This is a genomic window from Actinomycetospora sp. NBC_00405, from assembly GCF_036044095.1.
Lineage (GTDB): Bacteria > Actinomycetota > Actinomycetes > Mycobacteriales > Pseudonocardiaceae > Actinomycetospora > Actinomycetospora callitridis.
Genome location: NZ_CP107938.1, coordinates 650,455 through 669,912, shown reverse-complemented (window position 1 = coordinate 669,912; position 19,458 = coordinate 650,455). Strand labels below are relative to the sequence as shown.

Sequence of the window (19,458 nt, the reverse complement as noted above, 5' to 3'; positions counted from 1 at the left end):
GTGGGTCAGCGTGCTCAGCCCAGACAGCGTGGACCGAGCAGGGCCTTCAGGTCACCCATGAGGGCCCCGGAGTTCTGGACCTTCAGCCCGTCGTCGAGACGCAGCACGTGGCTCGCCCCGTTGGCGGCCATCAGCGTCAGGTGCACCTCGCTCGGGCCCGGGTGGGCGACGAGGACCTCCTTGAGCTTGCCGACCCGCTCCGGGGTGCAGCGCGCGCTCTCGAGGACGACCTTGACCGGCGCGCCGCCGACCCCACCGGACAGGTCGGGCACCGCGAGGTCCTCGACGAACAGGCTGACGCGGTCGTCCCGCTTGTTGACCTTGCCCTTGACCAGCACGATCGCGTCCTCGGCGACGTCGATCGACACCGCGGCGTAGGTGCGCGGGAAGAACAGCACCTCGATGCCGCCTGCGAGATCCTCGATCTGCGCCGACGCCCAGGGCTCGCCCTTCTTGTTCACCCGCCGGGTGACGGTGGCGAGGATGCCGCCGACCGTGACGGTCGCGCCCTCGGCGACGTCGCCCTCGAGGATCTTCGTGATCGCGGTGTCGGCCCGGCTGGCGAGGACCTGCTCGAGGCCGTTGAGCGGGTGCCCCGACACGTAGAGCCCGAGCATCTCCCGCTCGAGCGCGAGGCGGTGCTTGGGCTCCCACTCGCCGTCGGGCACCTTGACGTCGAACATGCCCGTCGTATCAGCAGCGTTCGCGTCCGCCTGGTCTCCGTCGAAGCTGCCGAAGAGGTCGAACTGCCCGTCGGCCTCGGCCTTCTTCGTGGTCATGACCGCGTCGACGGCCTCGGCGTGCACCAGGGCGAGGCCCTTGCGCGGGTGGCCCAGCGAGTCGAAGGCGCCCGCCTTGATCAGCGACTCGACCGTCTTCTTGTTGCAGACCTGCTGCGGGACCTTGCGCAGGAAGTCGGAGAAGTCGGTGAAGGGGCCCTTCTCGCGGCGGGAGGTGACGATGGCGTCGACGACGTTGGTGCCGACGTTGCGGATCGCGCCGAGCCCGAAACGGATGTCGGAGCCGACCGGGGCGAAGTTGAGCACCGACTCGTTGACGTCGGGCGGCAGCACCGTGATGCCCATCTTGCGGCACTCGGCGAGGTAGATCGCCGCCTTGTCCTTGTCGTCGCGGACGCTGGTGAGCACCGCGGCCATGTACTCGGCGGGGTAGTTGGCCTTGAGATAGGCCGTCCAGTACGAGACGACGCCGTAGGCCGCGGAGTGCGCGCGGTTGAACGCGTAGTCGGAGAACGGCAGCAGGATGTCCCACAGCGTCTTGATCGCCGCGGCCGAGTAGCCGTTGTCCTTCATGCCCTGGGCGAAACCCTCGTACTCCTTGTCGAGGATCTCCTTCTTCTTCTTGCCCATGGCGCGCCGCAGCAGGTCGGCCTTGCCCAGCGAGTAGCCCGCGAGCACCTGGGCGATCGCCATGACCTGTTCCTGGTAGACGATCAGGCCGTAGGTCTCGCCGAGGACCTCCTTGAGGGGCTCGGCGAGCTCCGGGTGGATCGGCGTGACCTCCTGGCGGCCGTTCTTGCGGTCGGCGTAGTCGTTGTGGGCGTTGGCGCCCATCGGACCGGGCCGGTACAGCGCGCCGACGGCCGAGATGTCGTCGAACTCGGTGGGGGCCATGCGGCGCAGGAGGTCGCGCATCGGCCCGCCGTCGAGCTGGAACACCCCGAGCGTCTCGCCGCGGGACAGCAGCTCGTAGGTGGCCTTGTCGTCGAGCCCGAGGTTGTCGAGGTCGAGCGCTTCCTTGCCGTTGAGCGTGATGTTGTTGAGCGCGTCGTCGATGATCGTGAGGTTGCGCAGCCCCAGGAAGTCCATCTTCAGCAGGCCGAGGGTCTCGCAGACCCCCATGTCGAACTGCGTGATGATGGCGCCGTCGGCCTCACGCCGCTGGATCGGGATGACGTCGATCAGCGGTTCCTTGGACATGATCACGCCGGCGGCGTGCACGCCCCACTGCCGCTTGAGGCCCTCGAGGTCCTTGGCGGTGTCGACGATCTCCTTGACCTGCGCGTCGGACTCGTAGAGGGCGCGCATCTCGGCGGCCTCGGAGTAGCGCTTGTGGCTGGGGTCGAACACCCCGGAGAGCGGGATGTCCTTGCCCATGACCGCGGGCGGCATCGACTTCGTGATGCGGTCGGCCACGGCGTAGCCCGGCTGCCCGAAGAGCACGCGCGCGGAGTCCTTGATCGCGGCCTTCGCCTTGATCGTGGAGTAGGTGATGATCTGCGCGATCTTCTCTTCGCCGTACTTCTCGGTGACGTACCGGATCATCTCGCCGCGCCGACGCTCGTCGAAGTCCATGTCGATGTCGGGCATGGAGACGCGCTCGGGGTTGAGGAACCGCTCGAAGATCAGCTTGTGGTGGATGGGGTCGAGGTCGGTGATGCCGAGGACGTAGGCGACGAGGCTCCCCGCCGCCGACCCGCGGCCGGGGCCGACGCGCAGGTTGACCGAGCGGGCGTAGTTGAGCAGGTCGGCCGTCACCAGGAAGTAGCCCGGGTAGCCCATCTGCATGATGACCGAGACCTCGTACTCGGCCTGCTTGCGGTAGTTCTCCGGGACGCCGTTCGGGAACCGCCAGTGCAGCCCCCGCTCGACCTCCTTGACCAGCCAGGAGCCCTCGGTCTCGCCCTCGGGCACCGGCGCCACCGGCTGCAGGTCGCGGCCCTCGGTGAACTCGACGTGCACCCGCTCGGCGATCGCCAGGGTGTTGTCGCACGCCTCGGGGAAGACGCCGTCCCACTGGGCGCGCATCTCCTGCGCGCTCTTGAGGTAGAAGTCCTGCGCGTCGAACCGGAAGCGGTTCGGGTCGTTCATCGTCTTGCCGGTCTGGACGCAGAGCAGCACCTCGTGCGGCTTGGCGTCCTTGGCGTACGTGTAGTGCAGGTCGTTCGTCGCGAGACCCGGCAGGTCGAGCTTCTTCTTGAGATCGTAGAGGTCGTCGCGGACCCGGCGCTCGATCTCGATGCCGTGGTCCATGAGCTCGCAGAAGAAGTTCTCCGCGCCGAAGATGTCGCGGTAGTCGCTGGCGGCCTGGCAGGCGCCGTCGAAGTCGTCCTGCTGCAGGTAGCGCGCCACCTCGCCCGACGGGCAGCCCGTCGTCGCGATGATCCCCTTGCCGTAGGTCTCGAGCAGCTCGCGATCCATGCGGGGCTTGTAGTAGTACCCCTCGAGGCTGGCGAGGCTCGAGAGCCGGAAGAGGTTGTGCATCCCCTCCGTGTTCTCGGCCAGCAGCGTCATGTGGGTGTACATCTGGCCCGGGTTGTCGTCCGAGATGACCTGCCCGCCGAGCGTGGCCCGCTTGCGCTCGTGACGGCTGCCGGGCGCGAGGTAGCCCTCCATGCCGATGATCGGCTTGACCCCGTGCGCCTTCGACTTCTTCCAGAACTCGTAGGCGCCGAAGGTGTTGCCGTGGTCGGTCATCGCGAGCGCCGGCATCCCCATGCGCGCGGCCTCGGCGAACAGGTCGTCCAGGCGCGCGGCACCGTCGAGCATCGAGAACTCGGTGTGCGTGTGCAGGTGAACGAACGAGTCGCCGGTCACGTCGCGGGACCTCCAGGAGCGCCGGGAACGGGGTGCCGCCGAGGGGGTCCCGGGAGGCGGGACGGGGTCGGCGGGGACGGGCCCAGCCTATCCGCGCCCCCCGACAGCGACGCCCCTCCCCGAGCCCTCCGACCGTCCGCGCTGCTCACCTCCCGGGGCCCGGCGTGTCGCCCGGATCCGGGCTCGTCCCACGTGTCACAGGGGCCCCAGGGCACGTCGGTGGACGTCGTCGGCGGCGCTCAGGAGGTCGATCCGCACGGGGTCGCGCACCGGGGCCTGCGCGACGACCGCGGCCAACAGCCAGAGGCGGGCGACGAGGAGGTCGGGCGGTGTCCGGAGGAAGTGCTCGCGGGCCGCCTCGGCGGCCGCCGGCCCCAGCATCCGGGCCGCGTCCGTGACGATTGGCGCCGTCTCGCCCAGGTGCTCGCCGACCCAGGTGACGGACCGGCGGGCCAGGTCGGGGTCCGAGCGTCGCCGCCGCGCCTTGAGGAGCCACGACGCGACGAACAGGTCGATCAGGGTCCGGTCGCCCGACCACGGGCGGGTCTCGTCGTGGGGTGTGCCCGCGACGAACCGGCGGGCGACCTCGGGGTCACGCCGCTCGACGGTCTCCGCGACCACGGCACGGATGCGGTCCTGGAGCGCCTCGAGCGGGCCGGGCTCGTCGTCGAGCGCGTCGTCCAGGTCGTCGTCGGGCTCGTCCCAGGCGTCGTCGTCGTCCTCGAGGTCGTCCCAGAGGCCGTCCTCGCACCCCCCGGGACCGAGGACGATCTCGTCCGGACCGATCCGGGGAGACCGGGACGTCGCGGGCGCCACGCCGGCGGGCCCGTGACCGCTGCGCCTCGGCCGCGCCATCGCCTCCCGGCGCCTCCGGCGCGCCTCCACCTTCGCCGCCCGCCGCTGCCCGTCGCGCCTGCGCCTGCCCATCGCTCCTCCTCGGGGTCGTCCCGAGTCGCAGCATGCGCCGCACCCCCGACAACGCCGGGGGCCTCGATGATCAGGCAGCCCGCACGGTCACGACAGAGATCGGCACCGACCGTGCGGGCTCGCTGACCACCGACGCGTGCCTCTCCGCACGAGGGGCACGTTCGGCAGGCGCCGATGCCTGTCGACCACCGCCTACAGCAGCCCCGCCCCGACGAGCGCCGCGCGCACGACCTCACGCTCGTGCTCGTCGGCCTCGACCATCGGCAGGCGCAGGCCGCCGACGGGCCGGCCGAGGAGGTCGAGGGCCGCCTTGACCGGGATCGGGTTGGTGGTGACGCCCAGGGCGTCGAACAGCGGCTTGAGCGAGGCCTCGATCTCGGCGCGCTGGTCGGGCTCGTCGACCATGCGGCGCATGGCGGGCCCGACGACGTGGCTCGCGACGAGGATCCCGCCGCAGCCGCCCATCTCCAGCACCGAGCCGAACAGGTCGTCGTTGCCTGCGTAGATCCCCAGGCCGTCGACGGGCGCGAGGTTGGCGTTGTTGGCCTGCTTGACGTAGTCGATCCGCTCGATCTGGGCGAGCTCGGCGAGCAGGTCGTTGGGCAGGTCGACCACGCACCGCGAGGGGATGTTGTAGAGCACGACGGGCTTGTCGGTGGCCCGGGTGACCTCACCGAAGTGCGCGAGCATGCCCCGCCGGTTCGGCTTGTTGTAGTACGGCGTCACCGACAGGATCGCGTCGGCGCCCGCCGCGGTGGCCCGCTCGGTCATCTCGCAGGCGTGCCGGGTGTCGTTCGAGCCGGTGGACGCGACGACGGTGGCGCCCGCGGGCCGGTGCTGCACGGCCAGCTCGACGAGGCGCAGGTGCTCCTCGGTGGACAGGGTCGACGCCTCACCGGTGGTCCCGCACACCACGAGCCCGTCGGAGCCGTTCGCGTACAGGTGGTCCATCAGGTCGACGAAGGCCTTCTCGTCGACCGAACCGTCGCGGGCGAACGGGGTCACGATGGCGGTGAGGACGGCGCCGAGGCTCATGGCTTTCAGGTTGCCTGACCGGCCCACCCGCGGTCTACGCCGGGTCCGGCCCGTCGACGTTCACCGTGGGCGGGCCCTCGCCCGCGCGCCCGATGACGGCGGTCGACCGCTCGCCCGTCGGGTTCGACTCGCGGTGCACCGTGTGGGGCGGCACGCGCAGGAAGTCGCCGGGTCCGGCCTCGACGGCGTCGCCGCCGCCGGGGCCGAACTCCAGGCGCATCGCACCGCGCACGACGTACAGGCTCGTCTCGTGCTCGCCGTGGTGGTGCCAGCCCGACGAGGCACCGGGATCGGTGTGCACGAGCCCGGCCCACAACGCGTCGGTCGAGAACGCCACCTCGCGGCGCATCCCGGGCGTCGGGTCGCCCTCGGCGAGCTGGTCGCCGCGGAAGACCTCGACGGGTTCGCTGCTCACGCGAGCAACGATGTCAGACGAAGCCAGGATCAGACGAAGCCAGGATCAGACGAAGCCAGGATCAGACGAGACCGAGCTTCTGCACGGCGTCGCGCTCCTCGGCCAGCTCGTTGACCGACGCGTCGATGCGCTCGCGGGAGAAGTCGCTGATGTCGAGACCCTGGACGATCTCGAACTTGCCGTTCGACGCCGTGACCGGGAACGAGGACACGAGGCCCTCGGGGACGCCGTAGGAGCCGTCGGAGACGATCGCCGCCGAGGTCCAGTCGTTCGGCTTGGTGCCGTTGACCCAGGTGTGGACGTGGTCGATCGCGGCGGCGGCGGCCGAGGCGGCCGACGAGGCGCCGCGGACCTCGATGATCTCGGCGCCGCGCTTGGCCACGCGCGGTATGAACTCGTCGGTCAGCCAGCTCCGGTCGACCTGGTCGCCGATCGGCTTGCCGTCGACCTCGGCGTAGGTGACGTCGGGGTACTGGGTGGCCGAGTGGTTGCCCCAGATCGTCATCTTGGAGACCGAGCCGACCCGGACGCCGAACTTCGTCGCCAGCTGGCCGACGGCGCGGTTGTGGTCCAGGCGCGTCATCGCGGTGAAGCGATCGGCCGGGACGTCGGAGTTCGCGCGGGCGATCAGGGCGTTGGTGTTCGCCGGGTTGCCGACCACGAGCACCTTGACGTCGTCCGCGGCGCCGTTGAGCGCCTGGCCCTGCGGCTTGAAGATCCCGCCGTTGGCCTCGAGGAGGTCGGCGCGCTCCATGCCCTTGCTGCGCGGGCGGGCGCCGACCAGCAGGCCGACGTTGGTGCCCTCGAACGCCTGGGTGGCGTCGTCGTAGACGTCGATCCCGTCGAGGAGCTCGAAGGCGCTGTCGTTGAGCTCGAGCGCGGTGCCCTCGGCGGCCTTCACGGCGTCCGGGATCTCCAGCAGCCGCAGCCGGACCGGCACACCCTCCCCCAGCAGGTCGCCGGCGGCGATGCGGAACAGCAGCGCATAGCCGATCTGTCCGGCCGCGCCGGTGACGGTGACGTTGACGGGGGTGGGCGCCATCGGAGCTCCTGCTCGGTCGTCGTGGTCGGTCGCGGCGGAGCCTCGCATGTCCGGTGAGGGCACGCGCAGGCAGGCCGCCTCGGTCACAGCGGGCGTCAGCCCGGGTCGCCGACGACCATCTGCCCGCGCCGTTGCGCGAGATAGCGGTAGGTCAGGCCCAGCGACACCATGATCCGATTCCGGTTACCCAGTAGCGCGAGGACGTGCACGAACATCCAGATGAGCCACGCCAGCACGCCGACGAGCTTGGGCCCGTGGGCGATGTCGGCCACGGCCGAGCCGCGCCCGATCGTCGCCATCGTGCCCTTGTCCTTGTAGTGGAAGCGCTCGGTGGGCTCGCCGGCCAGGAGCCGGGCGATCGTCCGGCCCGCGTGCCCGCCGCTCTGGAGCGCCGGCTGCGCGAGCTGGGGCAGCGGGTCGTCCTCGATGACGCCGATGTCCCCGGCGACGAGGATCTCGGGGTGCTCCGGCACGCGGAGGTCGCCGCCGACGACGATCCGGCCGCCCTTGCCCTGCCGCAGACCCCAGCTCTTCACCCGCTCGTGCGCGGCGACGCCGGTGGCCCAGACGGTCATCTGGGCCTCGAGCTCGGTGCCGTCGGCGAGGAGCACGGAGTCGGGCCGGACCTCCTTGACCGCGGCCTCGAGACGCAGCTCGACACCGCGCGCCCGCAGCTGTGCGGCGGCGTACTCCCGCAGGCGCGGCGCGAACGGCGGGAGGACCCGGTCGGTCATCTCGACGAGCACGACGTTGACCTCGGACGGGTCGAGCTCCGGGTACCGGTCGGGCAGCACGGTGTTGCGCAGCTCGGCGAGCGTGCCCGCCATCTCCACGCCGGTGGCGCCGCCGCCGACCACGACGACCGAGGCGCCGCGGCGCTCGCCGGTGGCGGCGATGTGGTCGAGGTAGCCGGTCATGCGGTCGCGGACGGCCAGGGCCTCGGCGCGCGTGTAGATCGGGTAGGCGTTCTCGGCCGCCCCGGGCACCCCGAAGTAGTTGGTGGTCACGCCGTTGGCGATGACGAGGTAGTCGTAGTGCAGGTGGGGCCCGACGTCGAGGGAGATCGTGCGCGTCTCCGGGTCGATCGAGAGGACCTCGCCCTTGCGGAAGCGCGCGCCGGTGTGCGCGGCGAACCCGCGGGCGCCGTAGGTGATGTCGCCGGGGTTCAGCGCGCCGGTGGCCACCTGGTAGAGCAACGGCTGGAACGTGCTGTAGCTGTGCCGGTCGACGAGGGTGACGCGCACCGGTGCCTTGCGCAGGGCGCGGACGGCGGCGATGCCGGCGAACCCGGCACCGAGCACGACCACGTGCGGGCGCGGGTCGGCATCCGTGATCGACGTCCCCGTGGGCTCGCCCCGGGTCGACGGATCGGCGGTCATGGTGCCGTGCTCCTCTCGCGCTCGTACCCGTCGGTGCTGGCCGGTTCGATTCAGGAGCCGGACCACCGGCCCGTCGGGCGGTACCTCAGGGTCGTACCCTCCATCGTCCTCCACCACGCCGGACCGGAGGGGGCGACGGCTCCCCGTCGGTTGTCGGACCCCTCACACGCGCCGGGCGGTCATCCCGCCGGCACCGGGCCGTCGTCGGGCACCGGGCCGACGGTCTCGGGCGGGTCCCGCCCGTCATCGGTCTGTTCCGGCAGCAGCGGCGACACCGCGAGCGCCCCGATCCGCGCCCCGTGCGGGGCGACCTCCACCGCCCGCACCCCGGGCCGGGCGCGCAGGGCGGGGAGCGCGGCCGGGTCCGTCTCGACGACGAGGGCGACGACGCACGCGCAGCCGGCCGACAGGCGGGCGGACTCGGCGGCCGCCACCGCGGCGGGGCGACCCGAGGACGTGCGCGCCTGCTCACCCGCCTGGTTGCCCGCCCGGGCCTCGGCGAGGCGGAGGGCCGCGACGGGGTCGACCGTGCCCGTGGCGTCGAGCGACACCCCGCGCAACGCCGTCTGGACCCGCGGCAGCGGCACCCGGAACACGGCCTCCCGCGCCGTCGCCCCGGTGCCCGCGACGGCCGCCGCCGCGCCGGGGAGATTCTGCTCGACCGCGAACTGCACGAGCGCGGGGCGCGGCCCGGCCGGCCCCGGCGGCACGACGGCGGCGCGCGCCAGGTACCCCGTGACGGACTCCCCCGGCGCCGGCCCGAGACGGGTGGCGTCGGTGCTCCCGGGCACGCCCTGCGACGGCGTGCTGCCGGCTCCGGCCACCCACGCGGTCAGCAGGGCGACCACCAGCACGACGGCGAGCACGATCGCCACCGTCGGCCAGCGCAGGACGGGCCCGTCGTCGGGCTCGTCCCCGGGCGTGTTCAGCTCGCCGCCCGCAGGGTCTCCAGCGCCCCCGCCAGGTCGGCGGGCGGCTCGCTGACGTACTCCACCCAGCGGCCGTCGCCGGGGTGGTGGAAGCCGAGGCGGTGGGCGTGCAGCCACTGGCGGGTCAGCCCGAGGGTGCGAGCGAGCGTCGGGTCGGCGCCGTAGGTGATGTCGCCGACGCACGGGTGGCGCACCGCGGAGAAGTGCACGCGGATCTGGTGGGTCCGCCCCGTCTCGAGCTCGACCTCCAGCAGCGACGCGGCGCGGAACGCCTCGAGGGTGCGGTAGTGGGTGACGCTGGGCCGGCCGTCGGTGACGACGGCGAAGCGCCAGTCGTGCTTGGGGTGACGCTCGATCGGCGCGTCGATCGTGCCCTCGCTCGGGTCGGGGTGGCCCTGCACCACCGCGAGGTAGACCTTCGAGACGGTGCGCTCGCGGAACGCCTGCTTGAGCACCGAGTAGGCGCGCTCCGACTTCGCCACCACCATCACCCCGGTGGTGCCGGCGTCGAGCCGGTGCACGATCCCCTGGCGCTCGGCGGCGCCACCGGTGGCGATCCGGATGCCCAGCGCGGCGAGCCCGGCCACGACGGTCGGGCCCGACCAGCCGGGGCTCGGGTGCACGGCGACGCCGACGGGCTTGTCGACGACGACGATCTCCTCGTCCTCGTGCAGCACGACCAGGCCCTCGACGGCCTCGGCCGTGACGACGAGGGCGGCCTGCTCCGGCTCCGGGATCTCGACCTCGAGCCAGGCCCCCGCCACGAGACGGTCCGACTTGCCGGCGGGCGCGCCGTCGAGCCGAACCGCGCCGTCCGACGCGAGCTCCGCGACGACGGTGCGCGAGAGGCCCAACATCCGCGAGAGCCCGGCGTCCAGCCGCATCCCGTCGAGCCCGTCGGGGACGGGCAGCGTGCGCAGGCTCACGCCGTCGCCCCGTCCCGCGTCGACGAGCCGTCGAGGTCGCGGCCCATCAGCGCGAGCAGCACGAGCAGCACCCCGCCGATCGTGATCGCGGAGTCGGCGACGTTGAACACCGGGAACCAGCCCACGGAGACGAAGTCGACCACGTGGCCCTGCAGCGGGCCCGGTCCGCGGAAGAAGCGGTCGACGAGGTTGCCCAGCGCCCCGCCCAGCACCAGCCCGAGCGCCACCGCCCAGCCGCGCGAGCGCAGGCGCCGGGCGAACCGCACGATCCCGATCACGACGGCCAGCGCGACGAGCGTCAGCACCCAGGTCATGCCCGTCGCGAACGAGAACGCCGCACCGGGGTTGCGGACCAGGGTGAACGACACGAGGTCGCCGATCAGCGGCACCCGCTCGCCGTCGGCCAGCCACGACACCATCACGATCTTGGTGACGAGGTCGAGGGAGATGACCACCGCCGCGATCACCGCGAGGGTGGCGAGCCGTCTCGGCGGGAGGTCCCGGGATGCCTCCGGCACGCTGTCCGGCTCGGTGGGTGCGCTGCTCACCGCCCCATCGTCCCAGGAGCCGTCCCGTCGTCGCCGTCCCGCCGCCGGCGCAGCGACGGGGACCCGCCGGTGTCGCCGCGCCAGCGCGCGAGACGCCCGGACCGGTCGACCGAGCGCAGGCGCTCCTCGGCGGCGGCCCGCGCGGTCTCGGTGGTGACGACGAGCAGCTGGTCGCCCTCCTGGATGCGACTCGCGTCCTGGGGTGTGAAGCTCGCGCCGTCGCGGACGACCAGGCTGAGTCCCGAGCCCTCGGGCAGGCGCAGCTCGCGGACGTAGACGCCGTGCATCTTCGACCCCTCGGGCACGGTCATCTGCAGGAGATCGGCGCGCAGGGTGTCCAGCGGCGCGGCGTCGACCTCGATCTCCTCGACCTTCGAGTCCCCGGCGAGCCCGAGGGCGCGGGCGACGAGCGGCAGCGTCGTGCCCTGCACCAGCACGAGCACCACCACGAGCACGAACACGGCGTCGACGAGGGCCTGGGCCCCGGGCAGGCCCTCGGTGAGCGGGATGAGGGCCAGCACGATCGGCACCGCCCCCCGCAGGCCGGCCCACGACAGGAAGACCTGCTCGCGCCACGGCACGCGCGCGAAGGCGGACGCCGCGACGACCGAGAGCGGGCGGGCCGCGAACACCAGCACCGCCCCGGCGATCAGCGCGGGGACGAGGGCGGCCCCCAGGCGGTCCGGCGAGACGAAGAGCCCGAGCAGCACGAACAGCCCGATCTGGGCGAGCCAGCCCAGACCCTCGGCGAACGACCGGCTGCCCTCGCGGTGCGGCAGCGTCGAGTTGCCGAGGACGAGTGCCGCGACGTAGGTCGCGAGCAGGCCCGACGCGTGCAGGAGCTGCGCCGAGGCGAAGGCCAGGATGCAGACGGACAGCGTGGCCAGCGGGTAGAGCCCGGTGGCCGGCAGCGCGGCCCGGCGCAGTCCCAGCGCCCCCAGGCGCCCGAGCGCGCCGCCGAGCAGACCGCCCGCGACGAGCTCGTAGACCACCAGCAGCGGGTCGGTCCAGCTCAGCGCGGCGGTGGAGGACAGCAGCACCACGGCGAGGAACACCGGGGCGTCGTTGAGCCCCGACTCCAGCTCGAGCGCGCCGACCAGCCGGCCCTTGAGGCCGAGGTTGCGCAGCACGCTGAACACCGCGGCCGCGTCCGTCGACGAGAGCACGGCGCCCCAGAGGAAGGCGATCCGCAGGTCGAGCCCGAGCAGCGCCCACAGGGCCAGCCCGGTGACGCCGATGCTCACGGCCACCGCGATCGTCGAGAGCGCGACACCGAGGCCCAGGGCCGGGCGGACCGTCGTCCACCGGGTGGAGAGGCCGCCGTCGGCGAGGATCAGGACGAGGGCGGCGACGCCGAGCGCCTGTGTGAGGCCCGCGTCGTCGAACCGGATGCCCAGGCCCGACTCCCCCAGCGCCACCCCGATCGCGAGGTAGATCAGCAGCGAGGGCAGGCCGACACGCGTCGACAGGCGCACCGCGAGCACGGAGACGAGGACGACGCCCGCACCGACGCCGAGCAGGAGGGGCAGATCGTCCACGTGGCGTGCCCCCTCCCCTCCAGGAGGGCACGACCCTAGCGATCGCGGAGTGCCCGGTTCGTCCGGGATGTGGACGCGATGAGCCGATTCACCGGCCCGTCGCGCTCGTGCTGTGGTCTGTCAGAGGTGGGTCAGAGGTCGATCATCGGCGGGTGTCGGCGCTGCGGGGCCCGGTGAGCGCCGCGACCGGCGTGCACCAGGAGCAGCCCGTGAACCCGAGCTCCACCGCCTCGGACGCGGGCAGCGGGATCACCTCACGCCCGTACAGGTAGCTGCAGCGACTCAGGTGGAAGAGGGGTTCCTCGTCGATGACGAGGACCTCGTCGTCGTGCTCGGCCATCGCCTGGCGGGCGGCATCGTCGACGACCTCCTCCTCCGGCTGGGACGCCGGCGGCGGGGGCGGCGGGGCGCTCGGTGCCCCACCCGGAGGCGGGCCACCCGGAGGCGGGCCACCAGCAGGCGGGCCACCAGCAGGCGGGCCACCAGCAGGCGGGCCACCGGGCGGCGGACCACCGGGAGGACGTCCGGCACCCTGCGGAGCCTGGCCCTGCGGAGCCTGGCCCGGGGGCGGTCCCTGCGGCGGCTGCCCGGTCGGCGGGCCGCCGTTGGCGGCGCCCGCGTCGGACCGGCCCGCCGGTGGCGGACCGTCGTCCGCGACCTGCCGCATGCGGGCGAGGTCCTTCATGTCGAGGCGGGTGGTGGCCGAATCGTCGCCGCCGGGCTGTCCGGGAGCACCGCGGGACGGCGTGCCGCCCGGTGTGCCCGGCGTGGAGGGGGTGCTCGGGGTGCCCGTCCGTGCGGGTCCGCCGCCGAGGCGGGCCTCGGCCGGGGTGCCGGGCATGGGGAGCGTCCCGAGCAGCCGCGATCCCTCGGGGGCGCCGGCGACGCGGGACGGCTCGGAGCCGGGGCGGGCGTTGGTGGTGATCCAGCGCGACGTCCGGTCCGTGCCCGGAGAGGCGTCCCCACCGCGCGTGGAGGCCGCGCCGGCCGCCGCCGCGCCGCCGGCGAGACCGGCGGCGCCGGCCACCCCGGCGATGCGCGCGGCGTTGCCGTCGCGCTCGGTCTGCTCACCGGGCCGGCCCTGCGGAGCGACACCGCTCTGCGCCGGTCCGCCCGGACCGCCCTGGCCGTTCGGGCCCTGCGGACCCGACGCCGGGCCCTGACCCTGCTGACCCGGACCCTGCTGACCCTGCTGCTGCGGCCCCGTCCCGACGGCCACCGTGCCCGCGTCCTGCTGCGGACCGCGCCCGCCGGCCTGGACCGGGGGCACGGGCGCGCCCGGCGTCGAGGCCGGACCGGCCGCCGTCGGGGCCGCCGTCTCCGGGGAGCCCTGTCCCGGGCCCGAGGAGTGGACTCCCGGGGCGAACCCGGAGGACGGCGAACCCGGCGTGGACGGTCCCGACGACGCGGGGGACGAGGCGGGAGCCTCGTCGGCCGGGCGTCGACCCTCCCGCTCCCGCTTGCGTCGACGGACGACGTCGGCGATCAGCAGGGCGGCGGCCAGCACGCTGGCCACCACGGACCCCCAGGCCCACGTCGCCACCGAGGTGACGACGGCGACCACCAGGAGCCCGAAGGCGACCAGGACGCAGAGAAGGACGAGGAGCAGCAACGGTCGGACTCCTACCTCGGGGCGGCAAGGGGTCTCTCACCCGCGCCACCTCCGAGGAGGAGGGTGGCGCGGGCCGCGGCGTCCCTAGCTGCCGGCTTCGGCCCGCGAGCCGTAGCCGCTGGTGGCGTACCCGCCGGTGCCGTTGCGGCCGTTGTCCGGCGCGGCGGAACCGCGGCCGTCCAGGTCGCGCAGCTGCGACTCGAGGTAGGTCTTGAGACGGGTGCGGTACTCGCGCTCGAAGGTGCGGAGCTCGTCGATCTTCTTCTCGAGCCCGCCCTTCTGCTGCTCGATGAGGCTGATCGTCTCGTTGTGCTTGCGCTGCGCGTCGCGCTCGAGGGTCGAGGCCTTGTCACGGGCCTGCCGCTCGAGGGTCTCCGCGCGGGTGCGCGCGTCGTTCAGCATCGTCTCGGCGCGCGTGCGGGCCTCGTTGACCATGCTGTCGGACTTGGTGCGCGCCTCGGACAGCAGCTGCTCCGACTTGGTGCGCGCGTCGGTGAGCATGCCGTCGGCCTCGGACTTGGCCTCGGCGGTGAGCCGGTCGGCCATCTCCTGGGCCAGGCCGAGCACCTTCGCGGCCTGCACGTGGTGGTCGCCACCGTTGGCGGCGGCACCCTGGCCACCCTGCTCGGACATGCCGAAGGGCGGGGGCACGACGGCCTGCGTCTGCGGCATCGGCTGCTGCTGGGGCTGCTGCGGCGGCATCGGCTGCTGCACGGTGCGCGGCGCGTCCTCCACCGGCCGGCTCGGCGGCGGCGCCGAGACCTGCGTGGCCGGACCCGAGCTCTGGCTCGGTGCGGCGGCGGCCTTGCTGCGCGCGTCGTCGAGATCGGCGTGGGCCGTCGAGAGCTGCTGCTCGAGCTGCTCCACCTGCTCGCGCAGGTCGTTGTTCTCTTCCAGCAGCCGGCCGAGCTCGGCCTCGACGAGGTCGAGGAACGCGTCGACCTCGTCCTCGTTGTAGCCCCGTTTCCCGATCGGTGGCTTGCTGAACGCGACGTTGTGAACGTCGGCGGGGGTCAGCGGCATCGGATCTCCTCAAGCACTCCTCGGCTGCGGAACCCCAGGTACCTCGGGCTCTTCGAGCTCCGCCACTCGCAGAGTATGACCGCTGCGAGCGACAGAACCATAATGGACGGGTCCAGTGACGCGCTGCCCTCGACGCCCGAATGGTGACGCAGCGCCACGAGCAGGCCCCCGGAAACCCACAGACCTACCGATTTTCGGGTCGGGGGGCGATCCGCCGGTCGGGTCGTGACGTTCCGTGTCCCTCTACGTGCGGTGACAGGAGCGGATCCTGGGACCGCCGGGGCCGGAGGGCAGCGGCGAGCTCCCGAGAGCACGCTCGGCGCACGGGAATGCCCATCCGGCGCGCCGGAAGTCGCATCGCCCGATCGGCCGCGTGCCGCGGCCGTGCGAGGCCCTCGGGGCGCCGCACACCCCGTCCATCGCTCCGGCGGGCGCGGATGTGACACCCGCCGCCCGGAGTGATCTTCTCAGGTCTCTCAGGCGGATCTCTCAGGAGGTCGACGCGTAGTTCTTCTCGGCCAGCTTCCGACGGTCCGACGCGGACACCTCGACGTTCGGCGGTGAGAGCAGGAACACGCGGTTGGTGACCTTCTCGATGGAGCCGCGCAGGGCGAAGGCGAGGCCGGCGGCGAAGTCGACCAGGCGCTTGGCGCCCGCGTCGTCCATCTCCGTGAGATTCATGATCACCGGAATGCCGTCGCGGTAGCGCTCGCCGATGATCCGGGCCTCGTTGTAGCTCTTCGGCTGCAGCGAGGTGATCTCGGCGGGGCCGCTCGCCGGGTCGGGGTCGGCGGCGACCGACGGCACCGCCGTCGGGCCCTTCACGGCCGGGGTGGCGGCGGTGTCGGACGCCGAGGACGACGACTGGCCGGACGAGCCGGTGGAGGACGCCGACGACAACGACGGTGGGGTGCGGTGGGTGGTGGGGCGCACCGAGGTGTGGCTCGGCCCCGTGTTGTGGGCCCAGCTGCGGCCGCGGCCGGCCCGCGACACCGTCTCGGTGGCGGGCTCCTCCTCGCGGCGGACGTCCTCGCGGCGGATCTCCGTGACCTCCGGGTCGCGCGGGCGCGGCGTCCGGCGCTCCTCGTACCGGTCGTACCGGTCGTAGCGCTCCTGGTCGTCGCGGTCCTCGCGGTCGTCGCGCCGGCCGCGGCCGTAGCGGTCGTAGCCACCGTCGCGGTCGTCGAACCGGTCGTCGAAGCGGTCCGCGGCGTAGCGGTGGCGGTCGACCGGGTGGCGGTCGCCGGTGTGCCGATCGACGGGGCGACGGTCACGCTCGGAGTCGTACCGGTCGTCGTCGTAGCCGTCGTACGAGTCCAGCTCGTCGGCCGGGACCATGCCGAAGTAGGCCTTCACTCGGTGCAGAGTGGTCATGGCGGTCTCCCCTGTCCGACGGGGACCCCGCGCCCCGTGCAGCGCATGAGTCACATCCGTGTCGTTCACTCACAGGGGACGCTAGCTCACCGCCGCCCGAGCAAGGCCGTTCCGACACGCACGACCGTCGACCCGTACTCGACGGCTGCCTCCAGATCCCCGGACATGCCGGCCGACAGCGTCACCGCACCCGCGTGCGTCGCGCGTACCCCTTGCGCGACCTCCCACACCGTGGCGAAGGCCTCGCGCGGCTCGACGTCCTGCGGCGCCACCGCCATCACCCCGCCCAGCCGCAGGTGCGCGCAGCCGGCGACGCGGTCGGCCAGCGCCGGGACCTCGTCGACCGGCGTCCCGCCGCGGTCGGGGTCGGCGTCGACGCTCACCTGCACGAGGACCTCGAGCGGCGTGGTCCGCTCCCCCGCGTCGAAGGCGGCCGCAGCGGCGCGCTCGAGGGCGTCGACGAGGCGGGCGGAGTCGACCGAGTCCACCGCGTGCGCCCACCGCGCCAGCGACCGCGCCTTGTTGCGCTGCAGGCGGCCCACGACGTGCCACTGCACCGCGACGTCCGGGCGCAGGGCGGCGAGCTCGGCGGCCTTCGCCGCGCCCTCCTGCTCCTTGTTCTCCCCGAAGGCCGTCAGCCCGAGGTCGGTGAGCAGCGCGACGTCCTCGGCGGGCCAGGTCTTGGTGACGGCGAGCAGCCCGACCTCGGCGGGGTCCCGCCCCGCGGAGCGGGCGGCCGCCGCCACGCGTTCGCGCACGGCGGCCAGCGATCCGGCCAGCTCCGCGCGCCGCTCGCCACCGTCCGGGGTCTCCGTCACGGCCTCGATCACGGCCGCGGGTACTCCCACCACGTCACGGCGGCGAGCCGGCCCGTGGGTCGCCCGCGGCGGTGGCTGAACAGCTGGTCGTCCTCGAAGGTGCAGCGCGTGTCGGTGTCGACGCGCGTGACACCCAGCTCGGCCAGCTGCCGGCGCAGCCCGGCGCGCAGGTCGAGGCCCGGGGTGCCGATCCGCGTGGTGGCGGCGCTGCCGGGCAGCGCGGCCTCCACCTCGTCGCGCATCTCCGCCGGGACCTCGTAGCAGAGGCCGCAGACCGCGGGGCCGAGGAGGACCTCGACGTGCTCGGTCTCGGCACCGACCTCGGCCATCGCCTCGAGCGTGCGCGCGAGGATCCCGTCGGCCGCCCCCCGCCGCCCGGCGTGGGCGGCGCCGACGACGCCGGCCGTGGGGTCGGCGAACAGCACGGGCACGCAGTCGGCGACGACGACGGCCAGCGCGAGGCGCGGCCGGTCGGTGACGAGGGCGTCCGCCGTCGGGGTCGGGCCGTCGGCCGTGGTGACGGTCGCGACGTCGGTGCCGTGCACCTGGTTCATCCACGACACGCGCTCGGGACCCAGGCCGATGCCCTGCCCGAGGCGCCGTCGGTTGGCGGCGACCGCCGTCGGGTCGTCGCCGACGTGGTCGCCGAGGTTGAACGAGTCGTACGGCGCCGCCGACCGGCCGCCCGCGCGGGTGGTGACCACCCGCCGGATCCGGACGGGCGCCGCGCCCCCGTCACCGGGGTCGCGGGGACGCGCGGGACTGCTGCTTCCGGAGCGGACCGCCACTCCCTCAGCGTCTCATGAAGGAGGGGACGTCCACGTCGTCCTCGTCCGCGCTGCGGGCGGACGGCGCCTCGCGCGGCGGGGTGGTCGAGGAGCCCTCGGTGGCGGTGGACGCCGCGGGAGCGCTGGCCGGGGCCGCCGGGGCCGCCGGGGAGCCGTGGGACCCGTTGCCCGGGGAGGCGGTCGCCGCGGCCGGGGTCTCCGCCGGACGCTCCACCGACGCGCGGTCGACGGCCGGCGTGGAGCCGGGCACCGTCGGGGCCGCCGAGACCGCGGGCGTCGGCCCGCCGACGTGGGAGACGTGGGAGGCGTGGGTGCCGGCCGGCGGCCGTTGGACCTGCCCGGCCTGGGCGCTCGCGGTGGACGTCGACGAGGCCTGCGTCGACCCGAGGGCCTGGGGCTCGAGCTTCTTGTGCGTCGGGGAGCCGGAGTCGAAGCCCGCGGCGATGACGGTCACGCGGACCTCGTCGCCCAGCGAGTCGTCGATGACCGTCCCGAAGATGATGTTCGCCTCGGGGTGCGCGGCCTCCTGGACGAGCGACGCCGACTCGTTGATCTCGAACAGGCCGAGGTCCGAGCCGCCGGCGATCGAGAGCAGGACGCCGTAGGCGCCGTCCATCGACGCCTCGAGCAGGGGCGAGTTGATCGCCTTGCCCGCCGCCTCGACCGCGCGGTTCTCCCCGCGCGCCGCTCCTATCCCCATCAGCGCGCTGCCCGCCCCGCTCATGACGCTCTTGACGTCGGCGAAGTCGAGGTTGATCAGGCCGGGGGTGGTGATCAGGTCGGTGATGCCCTGGACACCGGAGAGGAGCACCTCGTCCGCGCTGCGGAAGGCGTCCATGAGCGAGAGGCCCACGTCGCCCAGCTGCAGGAGGCGGTCGTTGGGGATGACGATCAGCGTGTCGCACTCGTTGCGGAGCTCGGTGATGCCGTTCTCCGCCTGCGTGGCGCGGCGCTTGCCCTCGAAGTTGAAGGGCCGCGTGACGACGCCGATCGTGAGGGCGCCGAGCTTGCGGGCGATGCTGGCGACGACGGGCGCGCCGCCGGTGCCGGTGCCGCCGCCCTCGCCCGCGGTCACGAAGACCATGTCGGCCCCCTTGAGGACCTCCTCGATCTCCTCGCGGTGGTCCTCGGCGGCGCGGCGGCCCACGTCCGGGGCCGCCCCGGCGCCCAGACCGCGGGTGAGCTCGCGGCCGACGTCGAGCTTGACGTCGGCGTCGGACATCAGCAGCGCCTGCGCGTCGGTGTTCACCGCGATGAACTCGACGCCCTTGAGGCCGACCTCGATCATGCGGTTGACGGCGTTGACGCCGCCACCACCGATGCCGACCACCTTGATCACGGCCAGGTAGTTGTGCGGGGGCGTCATGAGTTCGCCTTTCGTGCGGGGTCTGGCGGCGGTCGTCGTCCGGGTCCGGCGTGTCGCAACCCTCGACCTCGACTGGAGGTTTATGTTGAGGGGCCGCTGTCCGACGTGCGCACGGTAGGCAGGCGTGGCACGGCATTTCCACGAGGCGCGCCGGGCGTGTCCGCACCTCACGTCACCCACT

Annotated in this window: 16 protein-coding genes; all 16 read right to left on the bottom strand. The window is 73.4% G+C overall.

From position 1 onward, the window contains the following. Window positions 1-14 precede the first annotated feature (14 nt). Complete coding sequence (dnaE, locus tag OG774_RS03305) at window positions 15-3,557, bottom strand: DNA polymerase III subunit alpha (protein ID WP_328306644.1); 3,543 nt, start codon at window positions 3,555-3,557, stop codon at window positions 15-17. Window positions 3,558-3,752: 195 nt separating this feature from the next. Next, a complete protein-coding gene (locus tag OG774_RS03300) occupies window positions 3,753-4,484 on the bottom strand; it encodes a hypothetical protein (protein ID WP_328306642.1) in 732 nt (243 codons plus the stop codon). 192 nt (window positions 4,485-4,676) lie between these two features. Further along, on the bottom strand, window positions 4,677-5,519 hold the full coding sequence (dapA, locus tag OG774_RS03295) for a 4-hydroxy-tetrahydrodipicolinate synthase (RefSeq protein WP_328306640.1): 843 nt from the start codon (window positions 5,517-5,519) through the stop codon (window positions 4,677-4,679). Window positions 5,520-5,553: 34 nt separating this feature from the next. Continuing rightward, window positions 5,554-5,934 (bottom strand): cupin domain-containing protein, encoded by a 381-nt coding sequence (locus OG774_RS03290; RefSeq protein ID WP_328306638.1) that lies wholly within the window; start codon window positions 5,932-5,934, stop codon window positions 5,554-5,556. 61 nt (window positions 5,935-5,995) lie between these two features. Then, window positions 5,996-6,976 carry a malate dehydrogenase gene (locus OG774_RS03285; protein ID WP_328306636.1) on the bottom strand — a complete coding sequence of 327 codons (981 nt, stop codon included), beginning with the start codon at window positions 6,974-6,976 and terminating at the stop codon, window positions 5,996-5,998. A 95-nt stretch (window positions 6,977-7,071) separates the two neighbouring features. Continuing rightward, window positions 7,072-8,355 (bottom strand): NAD(P)/FAD-dependent oxidoreductase, encoded by a 1,284-nt coding sequence (locus OG774_RS03280; RefSeq protein WP_328306634.1) that lies wholly within the window; start codon window positions 8,353-8,355, stop codon window positions 7,072-7,074. A 179-nt stretch (window positions 8,356-8,534) separates the two neighbouring features. Then, window positions 8,535-9,230, bottom strand: coding sequence for a hypothetical protein (locus OG774_RS03275; protein ID WP_328306632.1), 696 nt, complete (start codon window positions 9,228-9,230; stop codon window positions 8,535-8,537). Window positions 9,231-9,280: 50 nt separating this feature from the next. Next, window positions 9,281-10,210, bottom strand: a complete 930-nt coding sequence (locus OG774_RS03270) for an RluA family pseudouridine synthase (protein ID WP_328306630.1) — start codon at window positions 10,208-10,210, stop codon at window positions 9,281-9,283. Then, window positions 10,207-10,758 carry a signal peptidase II gene (gene lspA / locus OG774_RS03265; protein WP_328306628.1) on the bottom strand — a complete coding sequence of 184 codons (552 nt, stop codon included), beginning with the start codon at window positions 10,756-10,758 and terminating at the stop codon, window positions 10,207-10,209. The genes OG774_RS03270 and lspA overlap by 4 nt, the downstream gene beginning before the upstream one ends. Further along, the gene (locus OG774_RS03260; protein WP_328306626.1) at window positions 10,755-12,296 is read right to left on the bottom strand and encodes a potassium/proton antiporter; all 1,542 of its coding nucleotides are present in this window, start codon (window positions 12,294-12,296) and stop codon (window positions 10,755-10,757) included. The genes lspA and OG774_RS03260 overlap by 4 nt, the downstream gene beginning before the upstream one ends. A gap of 142 nt (window positions 12,297-12,438) precedes the next feature. Further along, window positions 12,439-13,908, bottom strand: coding sequence for a hypothetical protein (locus tag OG774_RS03255; RefSeq protein ID WP_328306625.1), 1,470 nt, complete (start codon window positions 13,906-13,908; stop codon window positions 12,439-12,441). An 84-nt stretch (window positions 13,909-13,992) separates the two neighbouring features. Next, entirely contained in the window at window positions 13,993-14,931 is a 939-nt protein-coding gene (gene wag31, locus OG774_RS03250) for a DivIVA-like cell division protein Wag31 (RefSeq protein ID WP_328306623.1), read from the bottom strand. Between the two features lie 489 nt (window positions 14,932-15,420). Continuing rightward, window positions 15,421-15,924, bottom strand: a complete 504-nt coding sequence (locus OG774_RS29785) for a cell division protein SepF (RefSeq protein ID WP_442873991.1) — start codon at window positions 15,922-15,924, stop codon at window positions 15,421-15,423. 467 nt (window positions 15,925-16,391) lie between these two features. Next, a complete protein-coding gene (locus OG774_RS03240) occupies window positions 16,392-17,135 on the bottom strand; it encodes a YggS family pyridoxal phosphate-dependent enzyme (protein ID WP_328306621.1) in 744 nt (247 codons plus the stop codon). Further along, window positions 17,132-17,827, bottom strand: coding sequence for a peptidoglycan editing factor PgeF (gene pgeF, locus OG774_RS03235; RefSeq protein ID WP_328306619.1), 696 nt, complete (start codon window positions 17,825-17,827; stop codon window positions 17,132-17,134). Before pgeF ends, OG774_RS03240 begins: the two co-directional genes overlap by 4 nt. A gap of 88 nt (window positions 17,828-17,915) precedes the next feature. Then, on the bottom strand, window positions 17,916-19,277 hold the full coding sequence (gene ftsZ / locus OG774_RS03230) for a cell division protein FtsZ (protein ID WP_328306617.1): 1,362 nt from the start codon (window positions 19,275-19,277) through the stop codon (window positions 17,916-17,918). Window positions 19,278-19,458 lie beyond the last annotated feature (181 nt).

Coding starts and splice junctions, on each gene's coding strand:
- dapA (WP_328306640.1), bottom strand. CDS start 5,519: ATGAGCCTCGGCGCCGTCCTCACCGCCATCGTGACCCCGTTCGCCCGC.
- OG774_RS03285 (WP_328306636.1), bottom strand. CDS start 6,976: ATGGCGCCCACCCCCGTCAACGTCACCGTCACCGGCGCGGCCGGACAG.
- OG774_RS03280 (WP_328306634.1), bottom strand. CDS start 8,355: ATGACCGCCGATCCGTCGACCCGGGGCGAGCCCACGGGGACGTCGATC.
- ftsZ (WP_328306617.1), bottom strand. CDS start 19,277: ATGACGCCCCCGCACAACTACCTGGCCGTGATCAAGGTGGTCGGCATC.
- wag31 (WP_328306623.1), bottom strand. CDS start 14,931: ATGCCGCTGACCCCCGCCGACGTTCACAACGTCGCGTTCAGCAAGCCA.
- OG774_RS03300 (WP_328306642.1), bottom strand. CDS start 4,484: ATGGGCAGGCGCAGGCGCGACGGGCAGCGGCGGGCGGCGAAGGTGGAG.